This is a genomic window from Marinomonas sp. MED121, assembly GCF_000153025.1.
Classification (GTDB): domain Bacteria; phylum Pseudomonadota; class Gammaproteobacteria; order Pseudomonadales; family Marinomonadaceae; genus Marinomonas.
Window position 1 is genome coordinate 777917 of record NZ_CH672430.1, and the last position, 25165, is coordinate 803081.

The following is a 25165-nucleotide window of genomic DNA, read 5'->3' on the forward strand; positions in this document are numbered from 1 at the left end:
ATCACGGCGTGATAAGCAACATCAAGTTAATCAAAGAGGTAATTTTATTATTATTCGAAAGCATCTATCGAAACCTAAGATTTCATAAAGTGCCTTACCTGTATAAATTCTAATCTATGTATTGAGAAACTTGATTGCTTTTTATTGGGCATTTTTGCCACAATAAGAAACATACGTATCTCAAAACAACAATAAATAGAGAATAAATTGCTATGTCATTAGATAGAGTCGATTCAGAAATTTTAGGTGCACTGCAAGAAGATGGCCGCCTGTCCAATCGAGACCTAGCGGAGAAGGTGTCCTTATCCAATGCGCCTTGTTGGCGAAGAGTGAAACGTTTGGAAGAAGACGGCTACATCAAAGGCTATGCCGCCATCATTAATTCAGACAAGATTGGCCTTAAGATTTGTGCCTTTGCTGAGGTCACTTTAGATAATCATCACCCCGATACTGTGGCCGATTTTTTGGCCATGGTGAATCGCTGCCCTGAGATTTTAGAGTGTCACGCCGTGTCAGGTGGCTGTGATTATTTATTAAAAATGTTAGCCAAGGATATGGAGGCCTATCAGGAATTTTTAACCCAGAATATTTTGAATCACAAAGGGGTTCATAACGCCAATACCCTCTTCTCAATGAAACAACAAAAAGTCTCGGTTGAAATTCCGTTAGATTTATAGAAAAGCATGAGATTTAGCCAAGACGTTAGACTTATTAAAAAACGTTAAATTTAGCTAATAAAAAGGGCGTGCTGTTAAAATAACAGCACGCCCTTTTTCAAATCTGTTTTAGGCTTAGCCTACACAACGCACTTCAACAGTACGAGGTGTGTAAATACCAAATGTCACAGCGCCCAACAAACCATTAATGAAAGTTTGCTTAGTCAGTACTTGCGCTACTTTATCAGCGCTACCACACACTTCAGCAGCATTTACTTCAGTCTCTTGACCAATACCACTTACAAAGAAAGTTTGAGATGTAGTAAGCGCCGCATCAGAGGTTAAATCAGCACCTGGATTCAAGTTAAATTTCTGAGTCGAACAACCTGCTAAAAGAAGAGTACTAAGTGCTGCAACAGCCAATGTTTTTTTCATTTTGAATTACCTATATTTCCATTTTAAAGTAAAGATCCCTATAAAACTAAACACAGCATTAATGGCCTAGTTTTATCACGGCGTAGTAGGCCCCAATAGCCCAGATATTGCAAATAGTTTATGGGGTATTTTGAGTAAAAAGAAAGATCATCCATGAGGTAAATTAAAGTCAAATAAGTGACGCTTAGAATCAATAATACGGTCCAATACCTTAATCAACCATTTCAGAGCTTGTGAATGATTATTACGACTGTGCCAAGCTAAACTGATTTTAATACTTGGGAGTTCTAAAGGCACTGGTTTTAAGACTAAATCACCCGCAGCGAGATGCTCAGCAATAATAGGATACGGCATGGTAATGATAAGACGTGTTTGTTTAATAAGATTAATCGCACTGGCAAAACTATTAACTGTCATTGCAGTTCGTCTTTTAGCATTTAACTCGGCTAATTTGTCATCCACGATACCACACACATCACCCGATAAAGACACCAATAAATGCTCCGATTTTATATAGCGTTCAAGCGTCAGTTCTTCATTAGCTAATTCATGATCCGCTCGCATAACAGTGACAAATTGATTTTCGTACATGCTCTTATAGAAAATCTCATCACTGTTACCATCATAATAATCAAACACAAGATCCACATCGGCATTATTTAATAGAAGCTCCCCATCCACCTTGTAGGGCACGGCATAAATATTAATATTTGGCGCTTCTTGCTCGATAATATGCCTCAGTTCAGGCCAAACAATGGAAGCTGAACCATCTGTGATACCGATGCGAAAACTGGCCTTAGAGGTTAAAGGATCAAAATACTCAGGGGCAATTGCGTGGTTAATTTGAGCTAAGGGCTCTGCCACCCTTTTCCAGAGCTTAGTTGCATAAGGTGTCGGCCTAATTCCTCTGCCCTCTTTGACAAAAAGGGGGTCCTTCCATGCGTGGCGCATTCGAGATACCGCATTTGAAACCGATGGCTGAGTCATGGCTAGACTATCTGCCGCTGAGGTAATGGATTTCTCCTTCATGATGGCATCAAATATCACCACCAGATTAAGATCCGTCTTTGCCATTATTCGCACTCCTTTTATCTATCAAAATCATTAATCCATTAAATTAGATAAATCTTATTCAAACACATCATATTTATCAATGCTTTATATACCAATCATTAATTTGAAGATATGTATTAAATTCTCAATACTGGTTCTAACTCGAACACAGCCTAGAAGGCTAATAAATAGGAATTAAGGCGATGGATAAGACAAGAAGCAAGCCAGTGAAAAGCAATAATAAAGCTCAAATGAAAGCCGTGTTTATCGAACAATATGGCAATGCAGAAAAGCTGATACTAGGTGAACTTGAAACACCTCACATAGAGTCAAATCAAGTATTAATAAAAGTGGCTGCCGCTGGTGTTAATCCGGTCGATTTCCACATTCGTAATGGCATGCTAGAAGGCACAGACACTCACCAGCTCCCTCTTGTATTAGGTTGGGATGTAGCGGGTGAAGTAGTAGAAATGGGTGATAATGTCAGCGATTTAAAGCTCAATGATCAGGTGTTTGCCTTCAGCGACATTGGCAAACAAGGTACCTATGCACAATACGTCGCAGTAGATGCCCCCCTTGTTGCATTAAAGCCGAAAAACCTGGATATGATCCAAGCAGCGGCAGTTCCTCTGGCGGCGATTACCGCTTGGCAAGCATTAACCCGTGATGCTGGGCTAACACCAAGCAATGCCAAGGACAAAAGAGTTTTTATTCAAAATGCATCGGGTGGTGTGGGTGGTTTCGCAGTACAAATTGCTCACTATTTAGGCGCCCATGTGATTGCTAGCGCTTCAGGCGCAAAAGAAGCCTATGTTAAAAGCTTGGGAGCCGATGAATTTATTGATTATAAAACCCAGGACTTTACTGAATCAGTAAAAGAAGTTGATGTGGTGCTCTCAGCCATTGGCGGACAAGAGAATTTAACCAAGTCATTAACAGTGATAAAAGAAGGAGGAAAGCTGGTCTCTACCCTAGATGAGCTAGCACCTAACACTCACATTCCTAATAAGGTTCACTTTATTCGTATGTGGGTACAACCAGATGGTAACGATTTAGCCAAGATTGCTGAATTGATTGAAGCAGAAAAAATCAGCATTCAGCTAGATTCCGTTTACCCTTTAGAAGAGGCAAAAGCCGCCCAAGAGCGCAGTGAAGCGGGTAAGGCGACAGGTAAAATAGTATTGAATATCGCGGCACATGAATTTGTTTAAAGATTAAAAGCCATGTTAATAACCTTATCAACATGGCTTTCTTATTAGCTCATTTATGCCTTAATGATACCTAGCAGATTGAGGTAATTAATGAACATGAGAACCTTACTTTAACCCCAAGCACTGGCAACAAACAGATAGCCCTTTGAACGAATAGTTTTAATTTTTTCAGGAGAACGGGCATTGTCATTTAGCTTTTTGCGCAACTGACTAATTCTATTATCGGTACTACGCTCTAAGCCATCGTATTCGAGACCTTTAAGATGCTGAGCCATAAATTCACGGGATAGTATTTCACCGGAATGCTGGGCTAACAACAGCAAAGCTTCGTACTCAGCAGCAGTAATATCAATTGTTAGCCCCTTATAAGTAACTTGTCTTCTTTGCTTATCAATGCAAAGCTGTCCATGTCGAACCATCTCATCATCTTGTTCTATAACAAGGTCTTTTCTACGTAAAAACGAATTAATTTTTGCCAATAACAAACGCGGTTTAACGGGTTTAACCAAATAATCGTCCGCACCTATTTCTAAGCCAATAATTTGATCAATCTCATCTTCTTTGGCAGTAAACATTAATATAAAGCCATCAAACTGATCTCTAACTTGGCGACAGATACTCACGCCATCCCTTCCTGGTAACATCAAATCTAGAATGACTAAATCCGGTTGCTCATTCAAAATTCGCTGCTGAGCTATGATTCCATTCGCTTCCACCGTAACAATATAACCTTCCATTTCAAGGTATTCGGCAATGGATGCGGATAACATCTCATTATCTTCTACTAGTAATATCTTCGCTTTACTCACCTAATTTCACTCCTTTTATTCTCTAGTCTTGGTAAGGAAAGTATAAATTTCGCGCCACCTAATTCACTCGTTTCAACGTTCACAGCCCCTTTATGCCAACTCATTATTTGCCTCACTATCGCAAGCCCTAAGCCAGAGCTATCTTGCTCTTTTGTCTGACCTTGATTAAGACGTACAAAGGGTTCAAAGATATCCTCTCTGCTTCCCTCCATAATGGGCTCACCATCATTCTCCACACAAATAATACACTGCCCAGCTTCCACTCTCAGTGATATATGCAATAAGGATTTAGCATAATAAAGACCATTATTGATCAGGTTATCTAAGGCTCTTCCTAGGTATGTGGAGTCTAATTTACAAACACTTTCTTGAGCGTTTTCTATGATACTCACAGAGAGTGATTTATCTTCCCAGTACCTTTTTAGATGCTGATCTAACCAGAGGTCTAATCTCTCTGTCTGCATCTGTAATTCAATTTCGCGTCGTTCAAATTCCGTATAGATTTGCAGTTCTTTATGCATTTTAATTAATACAGCTAAATGTGTTCTCATTTGAATCAGGTAACGCTTTCGACGCGTCTCGTCATCATGACTTATGAGCATTTCTAATGAAAACTCCATCGCTGCAATAGGCGTTCGTAAATCATGAGAAATAGCGCCCGCGAGTAAGCTATTTCGATTCAGCAGATACTCTAACCTGTCTGCCATTTTGTTAAACGTTTTCGCAACACCATTTAAATTACTGGCAAAGATGTATTTAACCCGCTCACTCATACTTTCAAATGCAAAGTGTTTACTGCTTCTTCGTAGCGCTCTTGCTGACATCCAAGTCGGCATAATCCAAATAATCAGCGGCAGCAACAAACTTAAGGTAAACAGCAGATAGAAGGCGAGTTGGATTTTATTAACCATGTCATTGATAGCAGGGGTAATAGGGCCAATCACAATACTTTTATCACTATTACTTATACGGCTGTAAATTATTTCTCCTGGTATCAATTGAGATAAGGACTCTTTTGTTTCTATATACAAATCCCCCATTTCAACAAGGGTTGCTTTTTGTTCAGCATTTAAAGGTAATTGGTGATTAGCGGTTATTGCAAAAGGAACAGCATCCATTGAGGCAATGATATCAACAAGCGATTGCCACTGACTCTCATCTAGTTCAGCTAACAAAAGCTTAACAAGATTAATACAGCTCGTTATATTCATACTGATAGGATTTATAATATGCGCTGCAGATTGCTCCATATTTTCAATCACAATTAATGTCTGACCATCTTTTAACAGGGTCATTAATTGCAAGCTTGAACGATCGAAAACGATCTCACCTAATTCTATTTTTATGCGCTCTTGTACTGATAAGTTAATTTGCTGCTTGGATTTAAGTGCAATAACATAACCAAAATCCTGCTGTAGCGTTTCAAGTAATTGAGCTTGCTCGCTTTGATCAATCGCATTCATTTCATCAGCCAACATGCGAATGACCCCGCCCCCCCTGTGGTGCTCTATTTTTTGCATAAAAGGCGTCCAGTTATCCATAAACTTAGGACGAAACCCGGTATTACCCAAAATAGTGGCGAATATCGTCAGTAGAATAAGCTGTACAAAAAACCATTTGCTCACACCCTAATCTCCTTTGAAACTTGAGTCGCGTTGCTAAAGCAAATTTCTAGCGTGAGGACGCCCGTCTGACATTTATTTAATCTTAGGCAACCAGCATGTAACTTAAAAATTCTGGCGCAGCAAAAAAGCGGTAAATATAGCTCTGACGTAATCATGGTGGCAGACTTGGACATAGGTTGCTGATTCATTTCACAGAGTAATTCGAGCTCTTCCAACAAACCGTCATCGTCCGATATACACTCTAAAATGAGCCTTGTAAGCGCCTGATCTTGGGCCACAAACAGGTTCAAAGCATCCAGTTTGTTATTACTGATGACAGCTAACATGTGAGACAAGCCTTGCACCATTAACTTACTATCTAAAGATACTTCACGCCTCTGGTTAACCCTGATGAGATTCAGTTTTGGTGCGGCCTCACATAGTTTTTCTTGCTGTAAAAAAAGCCAGTCCTCTAGATTAAAACGGCTTTTATTCACTAACCTATTCACCCCCTGCACTAGGCTAAACAACAAGATGTCGCTACTTAACTGTCGAATGTCATTAATTGCCTCTTCTTGTTGATGTACCTCATGGGAGGTCATTCTGGTATCGCGACTTGCTTCCGCCTTGTCTAACCCTTTTTCCATTTGGATTAAAGGCGCTTCAAGACGCTGACTTAAATATTGAATCACCATTTTATTAAGAAAAAATTGTCTGGTGATGTTGTCAGACATTTGATTGAAGGTATTATGCAGACCATTAAGGTGGCTACCAAAACGGACTGTCAGTTTCTTCGCCTTACCCTCTTGCGCATGCTGATGAATAAACACCAACAACTCTCTGGAAGAGCGCCAAGTAGGCCAGATCCAAAAACTCAGCAAACAAAGAAGCATCATAGCGAGATAAGCGGTATTCAAAAGGTAATATTGATTGATCAAAGAAGATATTTCAGGAGCGATAGGGCCAGCAATGAGAACCTGTTTACTATCAGGGGTTAACTGCAATAAATAATTAAGCCCTGACCCATATCTGACAATACTATCTTGGCTAATGGCAACAAGCTTACCTTTATCTAATTTATGCTGCTGAGCTTGATTAAGAGGAAAGCTACCCAGTGGTTTTAGTGCTATATCAAAGCTAAACAAGCTAGCCTTTTGAGCAATCATTGCTTTCCACTCACTACGCTTTGTACGCTCCAATTGACGCTGCAACAGCGCCATTAGTCCCATACCTTCTCGTTCAACATCAGAATAAATATGGTCACTTCTAATGTTTACATTCTCTAAAACCAATACCTCTTCATGGCCAGCCAAAATCATGTATAAGAATTGATTATCTCCATTGTAAACAAGCTGATTTTGGTACAGTTGCAGCATTTTATGATTGGGTAAATCTAAGTTATCTATCGATTCAAGTTTTAGATTAAAAGGCATCAAGGCTTGCTGTTCTTTTAAAAACACAGCTCTTTGCTGAGTATTTTTAAATCTCATCGCTTGCACCAATAATGCGATTGTAGTGCCACCTTGGTAATGATCTATTTCTTCTTGATAGATGCCTGTCAGTCCCTTGTTAATAAAAGCACCACCAAAAATAGGGATGAATGAAGCGGTAAATATGACGATGGCAAACAATTTAATAAAGAAAAATGATTTCAAATGCCCCCTCTCCTTTTGGTCTCATTTATTAATCAAAAAGGAGTATAAGCCATTGTTATTCACATAAGTATAGAGCTCGACAAAACACGACAAAACACGACTGTAAACTAAATTTTTGCTTGTTAAGCTTTGCTCAAATTTCATTAAGCAAAGGATATAGCATGAAGAAACTCACATTACTGACTATTTTACTTTCATTAAACTCAAGCTTAGTTTCTGCCTCTGGATACAGTGGAAATATCAACTTATCACTTGGCACTAAGGAGATATCAAGCCCAGATTGGAGCGGCGATGAGAGTCTAAATTCACTCGGTATTATTGCTAATTTTAAAGAAGATAGCTGGCCTGTTAATATCGCAATTGATGCCTTTGTCTCTTTCTCCGAAGACTTATCTGAGGATAATTATGAAGTCAGTACCAGTGAATATCATCTAGGGTTGAGAAAGAATTGGGACATAACACCATTTAACATCAGTCCCTATTTGGGAGGGGGTTTGGCCATCGCCTTTGGTTCACTCGATGAAGAAATTGACGGTAAAAAGAAAAATGATATCGATAGATCAATCGGTGCTTGGTTCGGTGTTGGAGCCAACTACAAACTAATGGATAGGGTCAGTATCGGCGCGGATATCCGTTACTCTGACGCTGAATATAAATTACATAACAAAAACTTTGATGCTAATGGCATAAGTAGTGCCATTTCAATCGGGTACGTTTGGTAGGGTTAAATAGCATTACCCTAACGCCATACTTTCTTTTTAATCCCCCCCTTTATATTGACCCAATTATCACCCGATAAATAAAGTGATAATTGGGGCTTTTTCAATGACGAACGCTTTAAGACGAGAGCCATTAGCAAATGGTTAAATTCATTTAGAAACAGACAAGACTAATTTGCCCGTGTAAGTTTTATTTAAAAAATCGGTTTGCGCCTCTTTAATTTGCGCCAATTCATACACCTTAGAAACCAGAGGTTTGATCTCCCCATCGTTGATATAACGTACTAAGTTTTCAAACACTGAGGCAGGCTGAAAGGTACAGCCATAATAGGTTAAATCTTTTAAATAGAGTGTGCGCACATCCATCTCGACGATCGGCCCAGCAATAGCACCCGCTACCGCATAACGACCGCGCACTTTAAGCACATCAATCAATTCAGACCAGCTATCACCAGCCACCAGGTCTATCACCACATCAACAGATTCACGGGCTTGGTGTAATAAGATGCTTTCTTCTCTTGCTAGCACTTTATCTGCCCCAACCGCTAACACGCTTTCTGCTTTAGATTTAGCACAAACAGCAATCACCTTAGCACCACGACGTTTTGCTAATTGAATTGCGGCAGAGCCAACACCGCCAGACGCTCCTGTTATCAAGACGGTATCTGTTTCATTTACTTGCACCCTATCTATCATGTTTTCAGCTGTTGAATAAGCACAGGGAAAAGACGCCAACTCAATACTGCTAAGGTTTGAATCAACTGGGTAGCATTCATGTGCTAGGGCTTTAGTGTATTGAGCAAACCCCCCATTGCATTCTGAGCCCATGGTAATGCTTTTAAGCTCACCTTTTTGGTTTAAGTTTTGCTGCATAGGCCTAATAAGAATGCGCTCCCCAATACGATTTTTATCAACCCCAGCGCCCACTGCTATGATTTCACCACAACAATCTGCCCCTTGAATCAGCGGAAACGCCAAGGGCTCCCCAGACCAACTGCCATCATCCGCGTTATCCTTTAAGCCGTCTTCCGCTACCTGATTCGTATCGCCTGTCACCGTTTTTGAATACCAACCAATGCGAGTATTGATGTCTGTATTGTTAATTCCTGCGGCATGCACTTTAACTAAGACTTCATTTTCAGCAGGCACAGGCAAAGGGAGCTTGTCTCGATATTCCAATTTTTCTAGCCCGCCGTGGCCTGTCAAAACGACCCCTTCCATAAACCCTTTTGCTAAATCAGACATACATGACCTCAAAATTTAATTGCTTTATTAATAGAGAATATAAAGGCAGAATAATTAAGACAAACTAATATTTTTAATTAACTAGTTCAGAAATATTGAACTAGGTTTATTTTGATAAGACTAGAGAAACCTATGTCCCCTATTTTAGATTTAGACCTACTTAGAACCTTTGTCGCCATAGTCAAAACTGGCCAGTTAAAGTTAGCAGCCGAAACGGTTTCTCGCTCCCAAGGTGCTGTGAGTATGCAGCTTAAACGTTTGGAAGAAGTCACTGGCAAACAGTTATTAATTCGTAGCAACCAAGATTTAAAGCTCACCCAAGCAGGCATAAAACTATTAAGTTACAGCGAGCAACTGCTTAGTCTTAATTATCAAGCGGTAAAGGCGCTTACCGTAAAAGAAGAAAAAAGCCACCTCACCTTTGGCATCCCAAGTGATTATGCCCAAGACTTTATTCGTCATTTCATGCCCCTGCTAAAAAGCGAACTACCCTTGTTAGATGCCAAGGTCATCTGTGATTCAAGTCGCAATTTGCGTAAACGAGTAAACAGTGAAGAAATTGATATTGCGATAGTGACAGGAGAAGGCGCCAAAACAAGCGCCAGCTCCCTTTGGATTGAGCCCTTGATTTGGGCAGCACCCCACGGCTTTGATCTAAAGGCTGATGAAGAGATACCTTTAGCAAGTTTCGAACAAGACTGCATGATTAAAGACATTGCCAAGCAAAGCATGAAAGAAAGCAAACGAGTTTTTAAAACCAGTTTTGAGAGCCCAGTATTAGAAAACCTAGTGGCAGCGGCTGAAGCAGGATTAGGCATCGCCCTTCTGCCTGTTTCCCTAGTGAATGAAAACCGCCTGCAATCCCTAGAGACTTTATCCCTGACTCAGAAGGTAATCTCGACAGAGATAATCCATTCAACCAACCTCGCCAGTGAACTCGTACAAAGTATTTCATCTGCCTTTAAAAAGGCCGAAAAAAAGCGCACGTCAATGCAATAACATTGAGTGCGCTTCTCTTTCTAAGGCTTTCTAACGCCTTTTAAGCCACGGCCTCTTCATTCTCAGCCACAGGGACCGACGTTCGAATTAAGTGATCGAAGGCACTCAATGCAGCAGTTGCGCCTGCGCCCATAGCGATAATGATTTGCTTATAAGGTGTGGTTGTCACATCCCCAGCGGCAAAGACACCTGGCATAGACGTCTGGCCTCTCGCATCTATTTCGATCTCACCTCGATCAGATAAATCAACACGGCCTTTTAAGAAATCAGTATTCGGCAACAACCCTATCTGAACAAAGATACCCGCAAGCGCTACCTTGTGAGAGTCGCCTGTTAATCTATCTGTGTAAGTTAGGCCATTGACTCTTGAGCCGTCACCTAGCACCTCAGTGGTCGCTGCATTTTTAATGATGGTCACATTGCTTAAAGAACGTGCTTTTTGCAACAAGACTTCATCGGCACGCAACACATCAGAGAATTCCAACACAGTCACGTGTTCTACAATGCCTGCAAGGTCAATTGCAGCTTCTATCCCAGAGTTACCACCCCCAATGACAGCTACTTTTTTGCCTTTGAATAATGGCCCATCACAGTGTGGGCAGTAAGCCACGCCTTTCCCCTTGTATTCGGCTTCCCCTGGCACGTTCATTTCACGCCAGCGCGCCCCTGTCGCTAAGATAACGGATCGGCTTTTTAGCACAGCGCCACTTTCTAGCGTCACTTCAACTAAACCAGAATCACTCTCTTGAGCACTGACAATATTGGCTGCTCTTTGGGTTTTCACCAGGTCTACATCGTAATCTAAAACGTGCTGTTCAAGGTTTGCGACAAGCTTAGGGCCATCGGTTGCTTTCACCGAAATAAAGTTCTCTATCGCCATGGTATCACTGACTTGTCCGCCAAAACGCTCTGCCACAACGCCGGTACGAATCCCTTTACGAGCCGCATAAATGGCTGCGGCAGAACCCGCTGGACCACCACCCACAACAAGTACTTCATAAGCCTCTTTTTTCGATAGTGCCTCTGCTTGTTTCTTCTCTGCTCCTGTATCTAATTTGTTCACGATTTCTGCCAAGGTCATACGCCCTTGACCGAATAACTCACCGTTAGCAAAGACAGCAGGTACCGCTAAAATGTTGCGCTCTTCCACCTCTTTCGGGAACAAGGCACCATCTATCATGGTGTGGCTAATATTCGGATTTAGCACAGACATCAAGTTAAGGGCTTGCACCACTTCAGGACAGTTCTGGCAAGAGAGAGAAATATAGGTTTCCAGTTTAATCTCACCGTCTAACAAGAGGATCTGATCTAGAATCGCTTGCTCTTCTTTTGCTGGGTGTCCGCCTGCTTGTAACAAGGCCAATACTAAAGAGGTGAACTCATGTCCCATTGGAATACCAGCAAAGGCGACTCTTGCCGCTTCTTCATTGGCAGGTTGAATTGACATTAAAGGCGCGCGTTCTGTGTCTAGTTGTGTTTCAAGCAAACTAATCTGGTCAGACATACCTGCGATTTCTCTTGCTAGCTCAACCAGTTCTGTCGATTTATCAGAGTTATCTAGATTGACACGAATGCTCACAGGGCGAATAATTTTTGTTAAGTAAGCTGATAACTGAGTTTTAATTGATTGATCCAACATGCTTATTTCCTCTTATCTTCTTTCACATAATGTGTTTGTTTCAAAGTGACTCTCTACTAAGTTCGCTCAATAAAGAGATGCACTTAAGTCATGCAGTTAGATTAATAAAAACAATCAAAACAGTGAAATTGATAGATTAAATACCATCAATAGGGAAATGCTATTTGGGAAGATTTAGAGCGACTTGGTGCCCAAAGAGACAAAAAAGCCCGCCTAGTTTCCTAGGCGGGCTTTAATTTACTAGATACTAGTCTTAGATTTTACCCACTAGATCCAAAGATGGCGCTAGTGTTTCTTCACCTTCTTTCCATTTCGCAGGGCAAACTTCACCTGGGTGAGCTGCCACGTATTGAGCGGCTTTTACTTTACGAAGTAGGTCTTGTGCATCACGGCCAATGCCTTCTGCAGTAATTTCCATTGATTGGATGATGCCATTTGGATCTACCAAGAAAGTACCACGGTCAGCGAGACCTTGCTCTTCACGCATTACTTGGAAGTTACGAGTGATAGCCCCTGTTGGATCGCCAATCATGGTGTATTGGATCTTACCAATCGTATCGGAAGAATCGTGCCAAGCTTTGTGAGTAAAGTGAGTATCAGTCGATACTGAGTAAACCTCAACACCACGCTTTTCAAACTCAGCATAGTTATCAGCAATGTCGCCTAGCTCTGTAGGGCAAACAAAAGTGAAGTCAGCTGGGTAGAAGAAGAATACTGACCACTTACCTTCTAGGTCTTTATCAGATACTTCGATGAAATCACCTGCTTTAAAAGCGGATGCATTGAAAGGTTTAATTTGTGTATTGATCAAAGATGTTGTCATTTCTTGCTCCAAAAATAATTATCGTTGCTATTCAGTTTTTGTTGATTTCATAACAAGCTAGCTTTAAAAGTCGCTTGTGGTATCTGTTTCGATCGCCTTAATTGGCGTTGTGTTTCGACAAGGAATAGATTAATAAATATTATTGAAAATAAGAAATTGATAGTCTAAATAGGGCCAATAAAAAAATCCTATTGGCCTTCTCTCGCCCTCTTACTTAGCGAGTTTTTGTAGGAAGTCATTCGGAATTACCGAGACATGCCCATTGTACTTTGGATGAACCATCATAGGGTTTGGATATTTGGCGATAACAATGTTGCCTAAAGGTGGCACATTGGAATAAACAAGCTTGCCATATTTCCCCTGAACGGGATCACTTTGCCGACTAGATGCCTCAGTAAGACGAATGGTATGCCCTAGATATTCAACAAGTGCTTGCCTATCGGGATCAAGTATAGATAAACCTGGGTTGGTGTTGAGAGCTCGTAATTGAGTTAATACAGTGGCGGGTGATGGATTATTTTTTGCAGTTTCTAAACTAATAATAAAATTCTGTTTAGGGCCTGCTATTCTCATCATCCTCCCAAGATTTTGCCCCCACCAAGCAAGAGAATTAATAACGGCGGCTTCCTGTCCTATCCTTTGGTTATCTAGTGTCCCTTGTATTGCTAATTCCGTTTGAACCTCAGATTTTCCAGTGACAGTATTAAAACTCAGCTCACCGGTTCTCGCTGTTAACCTAACTTGGCGTCGGGGACTGATACTATCAAATAGCTTATAGGCAAAACTATCAGTCCAATCTATCAGATCCAAATTTTGATGATCTAACCGATATTGAGAGCTACGAGCCCCAAAGCACATTACTAAAGTAAAGTTATAATTTACCTTAGGAATAAACAGCATTAACAATAACTCTGCTAATTGCCTAACTGTGACTCTTTCATCAGGATTGACAGGATTAGTTGCTCGAATCAGGCCATAATCCGTACTTGTCATGGGCCCATGTATGGACAACATAACTTCTGTCGCCCCTTTACATTTATTCTTTAAATCATTGCGCTGTCGATTAAAAGCAGCATCCTGAGGCCCATTAATAAAAGCGCGATAAAAACTCACTATATCGATTTCTGTCACACGAGACTTACGAAGATATTTAGAATTAGGGTGCTTTAACTTAAGTGCAGTAACAGCCTTGTGGCCGTCTACACCTAAATCATCGGACATATTTAAGAAAATGATATTTTTTGCCATATTTACTTCCCTATAAGCAAATTTCAAGCTTCATCAACATTAATAAAAGCTCATATAAAACAGTGACTTGTATATAGGGAAGTAAGATAAAGCAGATTAAATTAAACAAAAAGCTAAATTTGATTAAAGTGAATATTATTTATTCAAAGTCAGAATTTATGCAGCATAGGCCCAATATTTGGCTTGCTATTTGACAAGGTGATGCTGCTACTAATTCGACTTCTTGCTCGGTTAAAGTCATCTTCGTTATTAGCATGCACAAAACAAATTGGCTTACTCGCATCCAGACTGTCGCCAAGTTGAGCAAATTGGCTCAAGCCAACACTATAATCCAGCTCATCACTTGCCCGCTTTCTACCACCACCTAAATCAACCACAGCCATACCCATTGCTCTGGTATCCATACTGGATAAATAACCGCTATCTGGGGCAAAGATAGGTTTTATGATAGGCGCTTTAGGTAGGTATTTATCTGGATTATCTAACAGGTCATTTGGCCCACCAAGAAAAGTAACCATCTGCGCAAATTTTTGTGCAGCAGCACCGGAATCTAAAGCAGCCATACGCTTTTTAGCCGCCTCTTCTTCAGACGCTGCTAGACCTGAAATAAGCAACATTTCATCGGCTAGGGCATAGATTACCTCAGCTAAACGATCTGCCCTTTTTTCGCCAGTTAAAAAGGCAATCGTTTCTGCTATTTCAAGGGCATTACCTGCACTTGTCGCCAGCACTTGCGACATATCCGTAATTAAACAACTGGTTTTCACCCCTGCACCATTGGCAACGGCGCTGATACTTTTTGCTAACTCAATAGAAGCATCAAGATCCTTCATGACAGCACCGCTACCGGCTTTCACATCCATAACAAGCGCATCTAAACCACAGGCTAATTTTTTAGATAAGATGGAAGCCGTCACCAGATCGAGAGATTCAACCGTTGCGGTAATATCTCGTGTGGCATAAAGCCTTTTATCTGCTGGCGCTAAGTTGGCAGACTGACCAATAATGGCAATACCCACTTCCTTTACACACTCTCTAAACCTTTGGTTTGACACCTGAGTTTGATAACCTGGAATCGCATCTAGCTTATCTAAAGTGCCGCCCGTATGCCCTAGCCCCCGACCCGAAATCATAGGTACATAACCGCCACAGGCAGCAACAATAGGTCCAAGTACAAGAGACACTAAATCCCCTACACCGCCGGTACTGTGTTTATCTAAAATAGGACCATCTAGAGCAAGATCTTGCCAATTTAGTACATCACCTGAATCACGCATAGCACAGGTCAAAGCTATCCGCTCTTCAATCGTCATTCCTTGAAAATAGGTTGCCATGGCAAAAGCGGCAACCTGTCCTTCACTGATGGATTCATTCGCAATCGCATCAACAAAATAAGCGACTTCAGCTTGCGTTAAAACTAATCCGTCTCTTTTTTTTCGAATGACTTCTTGTGGTAAAAAATGTACTCGTTTATTGGTTTCGATATTGCTCATATATTCTCCTTATTTTTTATTATTTAATAGGCGCCTTCAGCTAATTCGTGCTCAACATCTAATTGACTTAATAGGTTTCCTAGCAAGCTTGAAGCGCCAAAACGAAAGCGTGTGGCATGTATCCAATCCTGACCTAAAATGCCTTGGGCTAAGCTCAAATAAGCGTCGGCTTCTTGCGCTGTTTTAACACCACCCGCGGCTTTAAAGCCCACTTTTTGATTCTTTTCTTTGATAACATTAAGCATGATCTTTGCAGCCTCTAAGGTGGCATTAATCTCTACTTTACCTGTGCTGGTTTTAATAAAATCAGCCCCTGCATCAATCGAGATTTCACTGGCTTTACGAATAAGCTCAGGTTCTTTTAATTCCCCCGATTCAATGATGACCTTAAGTGTCACTTGATCACCACAAGCCGCTTTACAAGCTTTTACCAGCTCAAAACCAATAGACTCATCACCCTGCATTAAGGCGCGATAGGGAAATACAACGTCCACTTCATCCGCGCCTAATTTAATCGCCTGCTCGGTTTGCTTAACGGCTAAGGCGGTGTCTGCAACTCCCATAGGAAAGTTAGTCACGGTTGCTACCTTGATGTGTGTTAACCCCAACTCTGCCAAGGTTTTTTTAGCAAGAATGATAAATTGGGGGTAAATACAAATGGCTGCGGTATGGCCAACAGGGGTATCCGCCTGATGACATAAATCTATGATGGTTTGACTGTTATCCGAGTCATTTAAACTGGTTAAATCCATTAACGTCAGTGAAGTCAATGCGGCTTGCTTTAATTCAGACATAGGTTTTTCCTTCCATAATAAAAAAGCCAAGCTCGTCATACTAGACATTCTTGACCGTTCGTACAAGATTAACAAAATCAATAAAGATAAAAAGAATTAATCTTATTCTAAGGAAAGGAATCGATGTTTTATTGACTAAGATCTGGTTTTTTGACCTTGAGTATCACTTTGAATACCCAATAAAAGCCGCAGGAAAAACTACACACTCGCTCCATATTTTTAAGAAAAAATGCACAAAAATAGTGATTAAAACCGCTTTTTAGGCACAAATGGATAGTTTGTGTGGAGATTTGATTTTTTCTCAGAAGTTTGTTTGAAAAGGCCGAAATCACATGCTTAACTGATATCACTCAACAGGGTTTATGCAATAAAAACCTTGTCAAAATGAAAATACAAATTAATAGTAACATCAACAAGTTAATAGGAAATTTCAGTATGTCAGATGATATCGCTTTTAAAATTCAGCTTGGAATAATTTTACCTAAATTAAAAGATACTGTGGGTGACAACCTATCCAGTATCATTGAAGAATTAGTTTCTATTTTGTCTTACGGCACACTTGATGGTGAAGACAAAGTTGAACTAGCAGCGGTTAAAGAAATTATCATGAAAGATATCGAAATTTTCTTAGACAGCAACATTTTGCCAGCACTGGATGCCAAGCTTAACCCTCCTGAGCCAGAGCCTGAAGCAGCAGAAGAAAGCGCTGAAGAAGGAGAGGGTGAAGGTGAGGCAGAAGAAGCTGCTGAGTAATGCCAGTCCCCCTATGAAAATTCTATTTGAACATAGAAATTAACAAGTGTTGGTAAAACACTTGATGCCAGTTAAGGTTTTTTAACTGGCTTTTTTTTTTGTTAACTAAATAATATAGAGTCGTTCAGGAAAATGATTAGATTTGCATTAGGGAAAACCTCATCTTCATTATAACGAGTGTCAGATGAAAATTACGCTGTTATTGATTTTAAGCACCTTGCTCTCTCCAGTCTTGTTGGCAATGGACATTATCACTATGCGCCCTATTACCTATTCAGGAGACCCTAGAGAGAGCTATAAATACCAACTGGTAGACCTATTATTAAAAACAACCCAAGATAAATATGGGCCTTATGAAATCCATCTAACCAAAGCGGTTAACTCTCAAAAAAGAGATATCAAAGAAATAAACTCAGGCAATATCAATATCTTTATTTCCATGACATCTAAGGCAAGAGAAGAAGCCATGATGGCAATCCCTTACCCGGTATTTAAAGGCTTGTATGGATACCGAGTTTTCCTCATTAAAGCGTCAGAACAAGCCAAATTTTCAAAAATCAAAACCATCCAGCAACTAAAAAAGCTCAAGGCAATACAAGGTACTCATTGGCCGGATTTAAACATTCTAAAATCTAATGGCTTTCATGTTGAGGACACAAGCCACCATAACAGCCTGTATAAAATGCTAGAGTTTGGACGGGTAGATTACTTTCCTAGAGGCATTCACGAGCCATGGAGTGAGTTAAAGGCTAGGCCTGATATGGGATTAGCAGTGGAAAAGAACCTCATGCTTTATTACCCAGCCCCAGGCTATATCTTTGTCCATAAGAGTAATACCCACTTAGCCGCACGTTTTAAAGAGGGCTTCGAGCGAATTATCTCTTCAGGAGAGTTTGATCGTTTTTTCAATCAACACCCTCAAATTGTAGAAATGAAGCAACAAGCAAATTTAAAAAATAGAAGACTATTTAAGCTCAGCAACCCTTTACTCTCTAATGATACGCCGATTCATGATGAACGCCTCTGGTTTCAAATAAACCCAAATAAGTAACTTTCTTTACCCTTTTTATCTTTCAGGTTTATCCCCTTTTACCTGGCTCATCCTTGTGACACCTGGCTCAAAAGCCTCTTTATCTTAATAAAATAAGTGTATAAGTGTTATACCATTATTTATCTTAAGTTTATGCCTTAAAAGGATTACCCTAGGCAGCAAATTAGCCTACTTAATAAAGGACTTTCATATCACTTCTGTTACGCTTAACTTCGTCAAACCGCCCAGCTTACTCGGCCCTTTAATCAAAGCGATATGCCTACCAAGAAAAGGCTTTAAAGCAAACATTGGCCTACCTAACATTCAAGCCAATTGGCAAGGCATACGCGTCGATTTAAACGCACTTGATAATTATTGCGAAACATTAGGTTTAGAAAAGCAAAACCACCTCCCCCTTCTTTACCCCCATGTGCTTGCAGGCAGCATGCATATGCAGATGTTAACCCATTCAAGCTTTCCAATTGGCTTATTAGGCGCCGTTCATTTAAAGAATAAAATACGACAAATTCGTCCTATTAAAAGCAGCGAGTTAATAACAATAAGAAGTGAATTAGGCGAATGGCGTGTTACAGAAAAAGGGCTTGAATTCGACTTTAGCACTCACCTTATGGTTAATAGTCAAATTGTCTGGTCAGAAATTAGCACCTACTTTAAAAAAGGCAAATTTGCTCACAAAAACCTTAAGCAAGATAGCGAGGCAAGCTTTGAATTAGAGACCCTAGAGGATCCACAGCTAGCAACAAGCTGGTTGATACCTAAAGATAGGGGCAAGGTATACGCCAAAATTTCTGGTGATTACAACCCTATCCATATTTCTAAAACCCTAGCAAAATTATTTGGCTTAAAGCGAGATATCGCCCATGGCTTTGGCGTGTTAGCTCAAGCGTTAGCAAGCGAAGGGGTTAATGAGATCAGCCAGAATGCCACTCAAATTGCCTTAGATACTGTCTTTAAAGGCCCTTTATTTTTAGAAGATCAAGCCTGTGTAAAACTAGCTAAATCCAATGATAAAGGCTTAGAGCAAAGCTTTGACATTTATTGTGGTAAGAACCCTAAGCCCAGTATTTGTGCTCATTTACAACGTCTTGATTAGGGAAGCTGCGAATAAGAATGTCCTTAAATAATGGCCTTTTACAATAAAAGGCCTTTTCAATATTTTCAATCTAACATTATTTAGGCGCATCATCTCTTCTATGCAACCCATAATCCCTGACAACCTGCGCCACTCGAATACGGTAATCATTAAAGACTTGCTCACGACCTAAGTTTTGAGCTTGATTATGCTCTGTTTGCTGACGCCAATTTGCGACCGCTGCTTCGTCCTGCCAGAAGGATAAAGAAAGTACCTTAGCGGGTTTCCCCTCTTCACGTTCAGATAAGCTTTGAAAGCGCTCAATAGAAATAAAACCCGGCATCTTAACCAGGCTTGCCTTTAATGAATGGGCTAATTCAAAGTAGGTATCTACTTGATCCAACTTAAGCTCCACTTCAAACATAACCGCTATCATGCTATCCCCTCATCATGAGTTTTAGCCTTACACCAGTAAGTCGATTCAACTGGGGTTAAAAAGCGACGCGTCTCTTGCAAGATAAATTGCTCTTCTTTAGCAAATTCAAAGTTCCCTATTGCCTGAGTATCCTGCTTAAGCCTGATTCGATAGACTTCATAACTTGCCAAGCTATCAAAACTAATGATGCCAAACGCTTGATAATTAGTACCTTCATGGGGAAGAAAGTAGCCCACTAGCTCGCCGCCACAACGGGGAATAATTTGCCCCCAGTTATTGGCATACTGGGTGAATTCTTCCAGTTTAAAGGGATTGATTTTGTACTCGATAAAACAGCTGACTGTCATTTCCTGCTCCTTGGGGTTTAATTAAATCAAATAGATTTTGATGATGAGCAGTCTACTTAAACCAATGAATGCATACTTCGATGGGGCTCGAAGCATGCATTCAAGAAAAGCCTATATTGCCAAACAGTCTGCATACAAACATAAGATGTATGCGAAAATACAAAAAAGGCACAGGCTTATTAGGTTCAAGGGAGAACACAGTGGAATTCAATATCGCACAAGTTGCCGCTTTGATGGGAGATTCAAGCCGTGCACTCATGCTTAATGCGCTTTTAGGTGGTAAGGCATTAACCGCCACTGAGCTAGCCACTTATGCCGATATCAGCGCCCAAACAGCCAGCACTCATTTAAACAAACTGGTAGAAGGACAACTCATACAAGTCAGAAAACAAGGGCGTCACAAGTACTTTCAACTAAAAAGTTATCAGGTAGCAGAAGTCATTGAAGGCATGCTGAATTTAAATGCGCAGCTAACGTCGGCACACTCTAATGAGCATGAAATAAAAACAGGCCCTAACGATAAAGATTTAAAGCATTCTCGCATTTGTTATGACCATTTAGCAGGCGAGATAGCCGTACAGCTTTATCAGGCCTTATTAAAAAAAGGATGGCTTCTTGAGGACAATTTACAATTAAGTTTAACGGAGTCAGGCAGGCTTGCTTTTGCCTCCTTTGGATTTAACCTTGCTGAGTGTGAATCAAAAAAACGCCCTATGTGCAAACCCTGTCTAGATTGGAGTGAGCGCAGAAGCCACTTGGCAGGCATGCTGGGTAAATGGATTTTAGAGGACGCTTTAGCTCATCAATGGGCAAGTCGAGACCTAGATTCAAGAGCCATTCGGTTTAGCCGGTCTGGCCTTAAAAAACTGAGCCTGCGTTATGGATTAACACTTAGTTAGTAATCAGCAATAACAATTTATCAAACATTGATTCTCGTAGGCATTGACTTTAGTAAGCATTGATTTAGTAATCTGTGTTGACTGTCGATAAGCTTAAACCATATTGATCCAACAAAGCTGCCCAATAATCATCCTGTTCAAGTTGTTTAACGACATTATCAAGTGCATGAAATACTTGAGAATTATGACGTACCATAATATGGCGACGATAGGTATTAAGTGGATTAGGGGAATAATAAATCTTGTTGCTCAGCTTCATCTCCTTTTCAAAATATTTCATCGTTGTATAAGGAATCAAAAAACAATCCACTCTATTTTTGAGTAACATACCAATGTTTTGTTTTACATAACTCACATCACTACGAATGATTTTCCCGGCATCTATTTCCTCTTGAATGCCATGATAAATATGCCCTCTAAGCCCACCAAGGACAAAGCCAGGCTGCATCAAGGATTCAGGGCCATCAAATATAAAGGGAGTTTTACTATTAGAGATAAAAGACTGTTCATCCTTTAATAACGCCCCAGTCCAACGATACTTTTCTTGTTCTGGGTCTGCAAAAAAGAGAGGGCTAACCCATAAAACCGCTCCTTTTTTACCTTGTTCTAAATAGGAATCTAAGCGCTTTCTTGGCACAACTTCTAACCGATATTGAAATGTTTGATTTTCACTAAATAAGTTGAGCATTTCGACAAAATCATAACTCAAACCCTTTTTATCGGCGGCGCTGGTAACAAAAGGTGGATGGTCATAATAACTCCAAAGAGTCACAACTTTCTTACTTTCTAGTGAAGCGCCATCAGCTAGTGAGGAGCCTTCAGCGAATAAAGAGCCATCAGCGGATAGAGAGCCATCAGCTAATAAAGAGCCAACCAAAGGAGAACTAACAAGAAACGAGCTAAAAAAAGAGAAGAACAAAGATAACGCCAAAAAACACTTACGCACAAAACCACCCAGAGACGAATCTCTTATTGCTGAGACTTTAAACAATTAAAATATATACGATCGGTCAAGTTTTATGCAATTTTGGCGTTTTCACTTTACGAGAAGAAAACCACTAACAAGACTTTATAGCAAATTAGCACCATCGAACTCAGACAGACTCAATTGCTTTAAATCTAAGCCATCAACACAATTTAGATTAACGCGATAAAAGCCAGGCTTACGCAAGGTTTGATGAAAAGGATAAATACCGCACTGATTACAAAAATGATGTTTAGCCACTTCCGACCCAAAAGTATAAGTAGATAAGGCCCCTTGCTGAATGTCTCTTTGCAACTCAGATTCACTCACAACAAAAGCACTCATAATAGCGCCCTTTTTAACGCACAAAGAGCAATTACAGGTTAGCCCTTCATCAATACTTGGCACATCGAAAGAAAACCTAACACTGCCACAATGACATTGACCGGAATACTGCATACATCACCTCATATCAAAAAAGCAGGAATAAACTCGCCTTAAGCAAAGACTAGCAAAATAACGTAAACTGCCTTTTATAGCAAAACACCTAACATCATAAGTAAAAGCAGAGAGACTCATTGAAACCTTTTAAAGTAACAGACCTACCAAAGCATATAACTTATCAAATGACTGTGATTCCAAGCGATGATGTAAGAGTCTCTGGCGCTCCAGATAAAACCCCATTCAATAAGCAAGAAGCAGCAGAAGTTCACTACCTAATCACCCGCTTTGCCAGCGCCAAGCGCCTAAAGCTTAAAAAGTCACTGGTCAAAGTGGCAGAAGTGATTCATGCAGAACTGCCAAAAGAGCAAAAAACTCAGATTGAAGCCATGAAATGGCTACAGGCAAATTGGAGTAAATTTTAGTTTTACATACCTATTTCTAACAGATACAAAAAAGCCGACATATGAAAATATATCGGCTTTATTTTGCTTTAGTGCCTCCTTCCTCGATAACAAGGAATTAGCACTAACTCATCACTTTTTCTATAGCGCTTTCTTATCAATTCTATAAGAATGTAATAATGGTTCAGTATAACCAGAAGGCTGAACTTCACCTTTAAAAACAAGATCACAAGCGGCTTTGAAAGCAATGCCATCAAAATTAGGTGCCATGTTGACATATTCGCTATCGCCAGCATTTTGTCCATCAACAATCGCCGCCATACGCTTCATAGATTCCATCACTTGCTCTTCACTACAAACACCATGTGCTAACCAGTTAGCAAGGTGTTGAGATGAAATACGCAAAGTCGCTCTGTCTTCCATTAAGCCAACATTGTGAATGTCTGGCACTTTAGAACAACCAACACCAGCATCAATCCAACGCACAACATACCCTAGGATACCCTGAGCATTGTTGTCGATTTCAAATTGGATCTGCTCAGCAGTCAGTTCACTCGCATCAGCCATAAGCGGGATGCTTAGAATATCATCTAGGCTAGCGCGGCCTCGGCTTGAAAGTGCTTGTTGACGCTCAAAAACACTGACTTGATGGTAGTGAGTACTGTGCAAAGTCGCACCGTTTGGCGAAGGAACCCAAGCTGTGTTAGCACCCGATTTAGGGTGACCAATTTTTTGCTCTAGCATGGCAGCCATTTCATCTGGCATAGCCCACATACCTTTACCGATTTGTGATTTACCTGGAAGGCCGCATTCGATACCTACATCAACGTTCCAATCTTCGTAAGCTTGAATCCAAGCTTGTTGCTTCATGGCAGATTTAGGCACAAAAGCACCAGCTTGCATAGAAGTATGGATTTCATCACCAGTACGATCAAGGAAACCTGTGTTGATGAAAACAACACGTTCAGAAGCGGCACGAATACATTCTTTTAAGTTAACAGTAGTACGACGCTCTTCGTCCATGATGCCAACTTTTAGCGTATTGCGAGCAAGACCAAGTGCCTCTTCAACACGGCCAAATAGCTCAACAGCGAAAGCCACTTCTTCAGGACCATGCATTTTTGGTTTAACAATGTTCACACTACCCGCACGGCTATTGGTTAGCGCATTAGTTTTGTTTACATCATGCATAGCAGCAAGCACAGTCACCATGGCATCCATGATACCTTCTGGCACTTCATTACCGTCTTTATCAAGGATCGCAGGGTTAGTCATTAGATGACCAACATTACGAACAAACAACATACTACGGCCATGCAGTACAAGTTCAGCGCCATCAGCACCGGTGTAAACACGATCAGGGTTTAGGGTACGGGTTACGGTTTTACCATTTTTTTCAAATGACTCTTCCAAAGTCCCCTTCATTAGGCCTAACCAGTTTGAATAAACTTCAACTTTATCTTCTGCATCTACTGCAGCAACAGAGTCTTCACAGTCCATAATGGTTGTGATTGCAGCTTCTACGATTAGATCTTGAATGCCAGCAGAATCTGTTTGACCAACAACACCCTTTGCATCAATCAAGATCTCGATATGCAGGGCATTGTTCTTAAGCAAGATAGCGCTAGGTGCACTGGCTTCACCACGATAACCAATAAATTTTTCTGGCTGAGCCAAGCCCGTTGTCGTGCCATCAGCCAAAGTAACCACTAGCTGGCCATTTTCAACAACATAAGCTTGAGTACCAAGATGAGAACCATTTAGCAAAGGCGCTGCATTGTTTAGGTGATTACGAGCAAAAGCAATGACCTTGTTACCACGAGCAGGGTTATAACCTTTACCTTTTTCTGCACCACCTTCGTCAGAAATCGCATCTGTACCATAAAGAGCATCATATAAGCTGCCCCAGCGACCGTTTGCAGCATTAAGGGCAAAACGCGCATTTTTAACAGGTACAACTAATTGAGGTCCTGCTTGTTCAGCAATCTCAACATCAACATTAGCTGTGGTAATTTTGAAGTCAGGCCCTTCAGGAAGCAGGTAGCCAATGTCTTGTAAAAAGGCTTTATAGGCGACTGCATCATGGGTTTGACCCGCACGTTCTTTATGCCAAGCATCAATTTGTGCTTGTAAGCTTTCACGCTTCGCTAACAGATCTTTGTTTTTTGGTGCCAGATCAGTCAGAATGGCTTCGAAGCTAGCCCAAAATTGCTTCGTTTCAACACCTGTACCAGGTATGATTTTATCGTTCACTAGTTGCCAAAGGTTTTCGGCAATTTGTAAGCCACCTTCTTGAATTCTTGCAGTCATAAACCCCTTCCTAATCTTTAACTTTTTGTCTTACTAGTTTGCTCATTTAGCATGAGTTGATTGTATCAGAATTTCATTTTATGAAACATATGTTACGAGTCGTTA

At 40.6% G+C, this 25165-nt stretch carries 25 protein-coding genes; 9 read left to right on the plus strand and 16 right to left on the minus strand.

The window, feature by feature from the left end; all coding sequences use genetic code 11:
- Positions 1-212 precede the first annotated feature (212 nt).
- Complete coding sequence (locus MED121_RS11430) at positions 213-677, plus strand: Lrp/AsnC family transcriptional regulator (protein ID WP_009833848.1); 465 nt, start codon at positions 213-215, stop codon at positions 675-677.
- A 114-nt stretch (positions 678-791) separates the two neighbouring features.
- On the opposite strand, the gene MED121_RS11435 is transcribed toward MED121_RS11430, so the two are convergent.
- Together MED121_RS11435 and MED121_RS11440 are read right to left on the minus strand one after the other, a co-directional pair.
- Positions 792-1091, minus strand: coding sequence for a Bor family protein (locus tag MED121_RS11435; protein WP_009833849.1), 300 nt, complete (start codon positions 1089-1091; stop codon positions 792-794).
- A 147-nt stretch (positions 1092-1238) separates the two neighbouring features.
- Positions 1239-2165, minus strand: a complete 927-nt coding sequence (locus MED121_RS11440) for a LysR family transcriptional regulator (RefSeq protein WP_009833850.1) — start codon at positions 2163-2165, stop codon at positions 1239-1241.
- A 182-nt stretch (positions 2166-2347) separates the two neighbouring features.
- Between MED121_RS11440 and MED121_RS11445 the strand changes: the two genes are divergently transcribed.
- On the plus strand, positions 2348-3355 hold the full coding sequence (locus MED121_RS11445; RefSeq protein ID WP_009833851.1) for an NADP-dependent oxidoreductase: 1008 nt from the start codon (positions 2348-2350) through the stop codon (positions 3353-3355).
- 110 nt (positions 3356-3465) lie between these two features.
- On the opposite strand, the gene MED121_RS11450 is transcribed toward MED121_RS11445, so the two are convergent.
- The 3 genes from MED121_RS11450 to MED121_RS11460 are packed head-to-tail and all read right to left on the minus strand — an operon-like array spanning position 3466 to position 7423.
- Positions 3466-4164, minus strand: coding sequence for a response regulator (locus MED121_RS11450; RefSeq protein ID WP_009833852.1), 699 nt, complete (start codon positions 4162-4164; stop codon positions 3466-3468).
- The gene (locus tag MED121_RS23715) at positions 4161-5789 is read right to left on the minus strand and encodes an ATP-binding protein (RefSeq protein ID WP_050764567.1); all 1629 of its coding nucleotides are present in this window, start codon (positions 5787-5789) and stop codon (positions 4161-4163) included. The genes MED121_RS11450 and MED121_RS23715 overlap by 4 nt, the downstream gene beginning before the upstream one ends.
- Complete coding sequence (locus tag MED121_RS11460) at positions 5786-7423, minus strand: two component sensor kinase (protein ID WP_009833854.1); 1638 nt, start codon at positions 7421-7423, stop codon at positions 5786-5788. The genes MED121_RS23715 and MED121_RS11460 overlap by 4 nt, the downstream gene beginning before the upstream one ends.
- Positions 7424-7584: 161 nt before the next feature.
- Between MED121_RS11460 and MED121_RS11465 the strand changes: the two genes are divergently transcribed.
- The gene (locus tag MED121_RS11465) at positions 7585-8145 is read left to right on the plus strand and encodes an outer membrane beta-barrel protein (protein ID WP_009833856.1); all 561 of its coding nucleotides are present in this window, start codon (positions 7585-7587) and stop codon (positions 8143-8145) included.
- Positions 8146-8292: 147 nt separating this feature from the next.
- Here MED121_RS11465 and MED121_RS11470 read toward each other — a convergent pair whose 3' ends face one another.
- Positions 8293-9387 carry an alcohol dehydrogenase family protein gene (locus MED121_RS11470; RefSeq protein ID WP_009833857.1) on the minus strand — a complete coding sequence of 365 codons (1095 nt, stop codon included), beginning with the start codon at positions 9385-9387 and terminating at the stop codon, positions 8293-8295.
- Positions 9388-9519: 132 nt separating this feature from the next.
- Between MED121_RS11470 and MED121_RS11475 the strand changes: the two genes are divergently transcribed.
- Positions 9520-10386: a LysR family transcriptional regulator gene (locus MED121_RS11475; RefSeq protein WP_009833858.1), complete on the plus strand. Its 867-nt coding sequence runs from the start codon at positions 9520-9522 to the stop codon at positions 10384-10386.
- A 40-nt stretch (positions 10387-10426) separates the two neighbouring features.
- Here the strand turns inward: MED121_RS11475 and ahpF are convergent, their stop codons facing one another.
- From ahpF to deoC, 5 genes are all read right to left on the minus strand, one after another.
- Positions 10427-12025: an alkyl hydroperoxide reductase subunit F gene (ahpF, locus tag MED121_RS11480; protein WP_009833859.1), complete on the minus strand. Its 1599-nt coding sequence runs from the start codon at positions 12023-12025 to the stop codon at positions 10427-10429.
- A gap of 253 nt (positions 12026-12278) precedes the next feature.
- Positions 12279-12836 carry an alkyl hydroperoxide reductase subunit C gene (ahpC, locus tag MED121_RS11485; protein WP_343251975.1) on the minus strand — a complete coding sequence of 186 codons (558 nt, stop codon included), beginning with the start codon at positions 12834-12836 and terminating at the stop codon, positions 12279-12281.
- A gap of 222 nt (positions 12837-13058) precedes the next feature.
- Positions 13059-14096 carry a hypothetical protein gene (locus MED121_RS11490; protein ID WP_009833861.1) on the minus strand — a complete coding sequence of 346 codons (1038 nt, stop codon included), beginning with the start codon at positions 14094-14096 and terminating at the stop codon, positions 13059-13061.
- A 149-nt stretch (positions 14097-14245) separates the two neighbouring features.
- Positions 14246-15589: a thymidine phosphorylase gene (gene deoA / locus MED121_RS11495; protein WP_009833862.1), complete on the minus strand. Its 1344-nt coding sequence runs from the start codon at positions 15587-15589 to the stop codon at positions 14246-14248.
- 23 nt (positions 15590-15612) lie between these two features.
- Positions 15613-16383: a deoxyribose-phosphate aldolase gene (gene deoC / locus MED121_RS11500; RefSeq protein WP_036179994.1), complete on the minus strand. Its 771-nt coding sequence runs from the start codon at positions 16381-16383 to the stop codon at positions 15613-15615.
- 435 nt (positions 16384-16818) lie between these two features.
- Here deoC and MED121_RS11505 point away from each other — a divergent pair, with 435 nt between their 5' ends.
- The 3 genes from MED121_RS11505 (at position 16819) to MED121_RS11515 (ending at position 19280) form a co-directional block, all read left to right on the plus strand.
- Entirely contained in the window at positions 16819-17136 is a 318-nt protein-coding gene (locus MED121_RS11505; protein ID WP_036179998.1) for a hypothetical protein, read from the plus strand.
- A 184-nt stretch (positions 17137-17320) separates the two neighbouring features.
- Positions 17321-18187 (plus strand): transporter substrate-binding domain-containing protein, encoded by an 867-nt coding sequence (locus MED121_RS11510; RefSeq protein ID WP_009833865.1) that lies wholly within the window; start codon positions 17321-17323, stop codon positions 18185-18187.
- A 430-nt stretch (positions 18188-18617) separates the two neighbouring features.
- Entirely contained in the window at positions 18618-19280 is a 663-nt protein-coding gene (locus tag MED121_RS11515) for a MaoC/PaaZ C-terminal domain-containing protein (protein WP_036180001.1), read from the plus strand.
- 76 nt (positions 19281-19356) lie between these two features.
- On the opposite strand, the gene MED121_RS11520 is transcribed toward MED121_RS11515, so the two are convergent.
- The gene (locus tag MED121_RS11520) at positions 19357-19695 is read right to left on the minus strand and encodes an antibiotic biosynthesis monooxygenase (RefSeq protein ID WP_009833867.1); all 339 of its coding nucleotides are present in this window, start codon (positions 19693-19695) and stop codon (positions 19357-19359) included.
- Complete coding sequence (locus tag MED121_RS11525; RefSeq protein WP_009833868.1) at positions 19692-20042, minus strand: NIPSNAP family protein; 351 nt, start codon at positions 20040-20042, stop codon at positions 19692-19694. The genes MED121_RS11520 and MED121_RS11525 overlap by 4 nt, the downstream gene beginning before the upstream one ends.
- Before the next feature lie 200 nt (positions 20043-20242).
- On the opposite strand from MED121_RS11525, the gene MED121_RS11530 reads away from it, so the two are divergent.
- Complete coding sequence (locus MED121_RS11530; protein ID WP_036180315.1) at positions 20243-20941, plus strand: winged helix-turn-helix domain-containing protein; 699 nt, start codon at positions 20243-20245, stop codon at positions 20939-20941.
- A 64-nt stretch (positions 20942-21005) separates the two neighbouring features.
- Here the strand turns inward: MED121_RS11530 and MED121_RS11535 are convergent, their stop codons facing one another.
- Positions 21006-21887: a transporter substrate-binding domain-containing protein gene (locus MED121_RS11535; protein ID WP_131470988.1), complete on the minus strand. Its 882-nt coding sequence runs from the start codon at positions 21885-21887 to the stop codon at positions 21006-21008.
- Between the two features lie 123 nt (positions 21888-22010).
- Complete coding sequence (locus MED121_RS11540) at positions 22011-22364, minus strand: GFA family protein (protein ID WP_036180007.1); 354 nt, start codon at positions 22362-22364, stop codon at positions 22011-22013.
- A gap of 119 nt (positions 22365-22483) precedes the next feature.
- On the opposite strand from MED121_RS11540, the gene MED121_RS11545 reads away from it, so the two are divergent.
- Positions 22484-22771, plus strand: coding sequence for a hypothetical protein (locus MED121_RS11545; RefSeq protein ID WP_036180010.1), 288 nt, complete (start codon positions 22484-22486; stop codon positions 22769-22771).
- A 120-nt stretch (positions 22772-22891) separates the two neighbouring features.
- On the opposite strand, the gene MED121_RS11550 is transcribed toward MED121_RS11545, so the two are convergent.
- Positions 22892-25060, minus strand: coding sequence for a malate synthase G (locus MED121_RS11550; RefSeq protein WP_009833873.1), 2169 nt, complete (start codon positions 25058-25060; stop codon positions 22892-22894).
- Positions 25061-25165 lie beyond the last annotated feature (105 nt).

Coding starts and splice junctions, on each gene's coding strand:
- MED121_RS11430 (WP_009833848.1), top strand. CDS start 213: ATGTCATTAGATAGAGTCGATTCAGAAATTTTAGGTGCACTGCAAGAA.
- MED121_RS11435 (WP_009833849.1), bottom strand. CDS start 1,091: ATGAAAAAAACATTGGCTGTTGCAGCACTTAGTACTCTTCTTTTAGCA.
- MED121_RS11440 (WP_009833850.1), bottom strand. CDS start 2,165: ATGGCAAAGACGGATCTTAATCTGGTGGTGATATTTGATGCCATCATG.
- MED121_RS11445 (WP_009833851.1), top strand. CDS start 2,348: ATGGATAAGACAAGAAGCAAGCCAGTGAAAAGCAATAATAAAGCTCAA.
- MED121_RS11465 (WP_009833856.1), top strand. CDS start 7,585: ATGAAGAAACTCACATTACTGACTATTTTACTTTCATTAAACTCAAGC.
- MED121_RS11470 (WP_009833857.1), bottom strand. CDS start 9,387: ATGTCTGATTTAGCAAAAGGGTTTATGGAAGGGGTCGTTTTGACAGGC.
- MED121_RS11475 (WP_009833858.1), top strand. CDS start 9,520: ATGTCCCCTATTTTAGATTTAGACCTACTTAGAACCTTTGTCGCCATA.
- ahpF (WP_009833859.1), bottom strand. CDS start 12,025: ATGTTGGATCAATCAATTAAAACTCAGTTATCAGCTTACTTAACAAAA.
- MED121_RS11490 (WP_009833861.1), bottom strand. CDS start 14,096: ATGGCAAAAAATATCATTTTCTTAAATATGTCCGATGATTTAGGTGTA.
- deoA (WP_009833862.1), bottom strand. CDS start 15,589: ATGAGCAATATCGAAACCAATAAACGAGTACATTTTTTACCACAAGAA.
- deoC (WP_036179994.1), bottom strand. CDS start 16,383: ATGTCTGAATTAAAGCAAGCCGCATTGACTTCACTGACGTTAATGGAT.
- MED121_RS11505 (WP_036179998.1), top strand. CDS start 16,819: ATGTCAGATGATATCGCTTTTAAAATTCAGCTTGGAATAATTTTACCT.
- MED121_RS11510 (WP_009833865.1), top strand. CDS start 17,321: ATGAAAATTACGCTGTTATTGATTTTAAGCACCTTGCTCTCTCCAGTC.
- MED121_RS11515 (WP_036180001.1), top strand. CDS start 18,618: ATGCAGATGTTAACCCATTCAAGCTTTCCAATTGGCTTATTAGGCGCC.
- MED121_RS11520 (WP_009833867.1), bottom strand. CDS start 19,695: ATGATAGCGGTTATGTTTGAAGTGGAGCTTAAGTTGGATCAAGTAGAT.
- MED121_RS11525 (WP_009833868.1), bottom strand. CDS start 20,042: ATGACAGTCAGCTGTTTTATCGAGTACAAAATCAATCCCTTTAAACTG.
- MED121_RS11540 (WP_036180007.1), bottom strand. CDS start 22,364: ATGCAGTATTCCGGTCAATGTCATTGTGGCAGTGTTAGGTTTTCTTTC.
- MED121_RS11550 (WP_009833873.1), bottom strand. CDS start 25,060: ATGACTGCAAGAATTCAAGAAGGTGGCTTACAAATTGCCGAAAACCTT.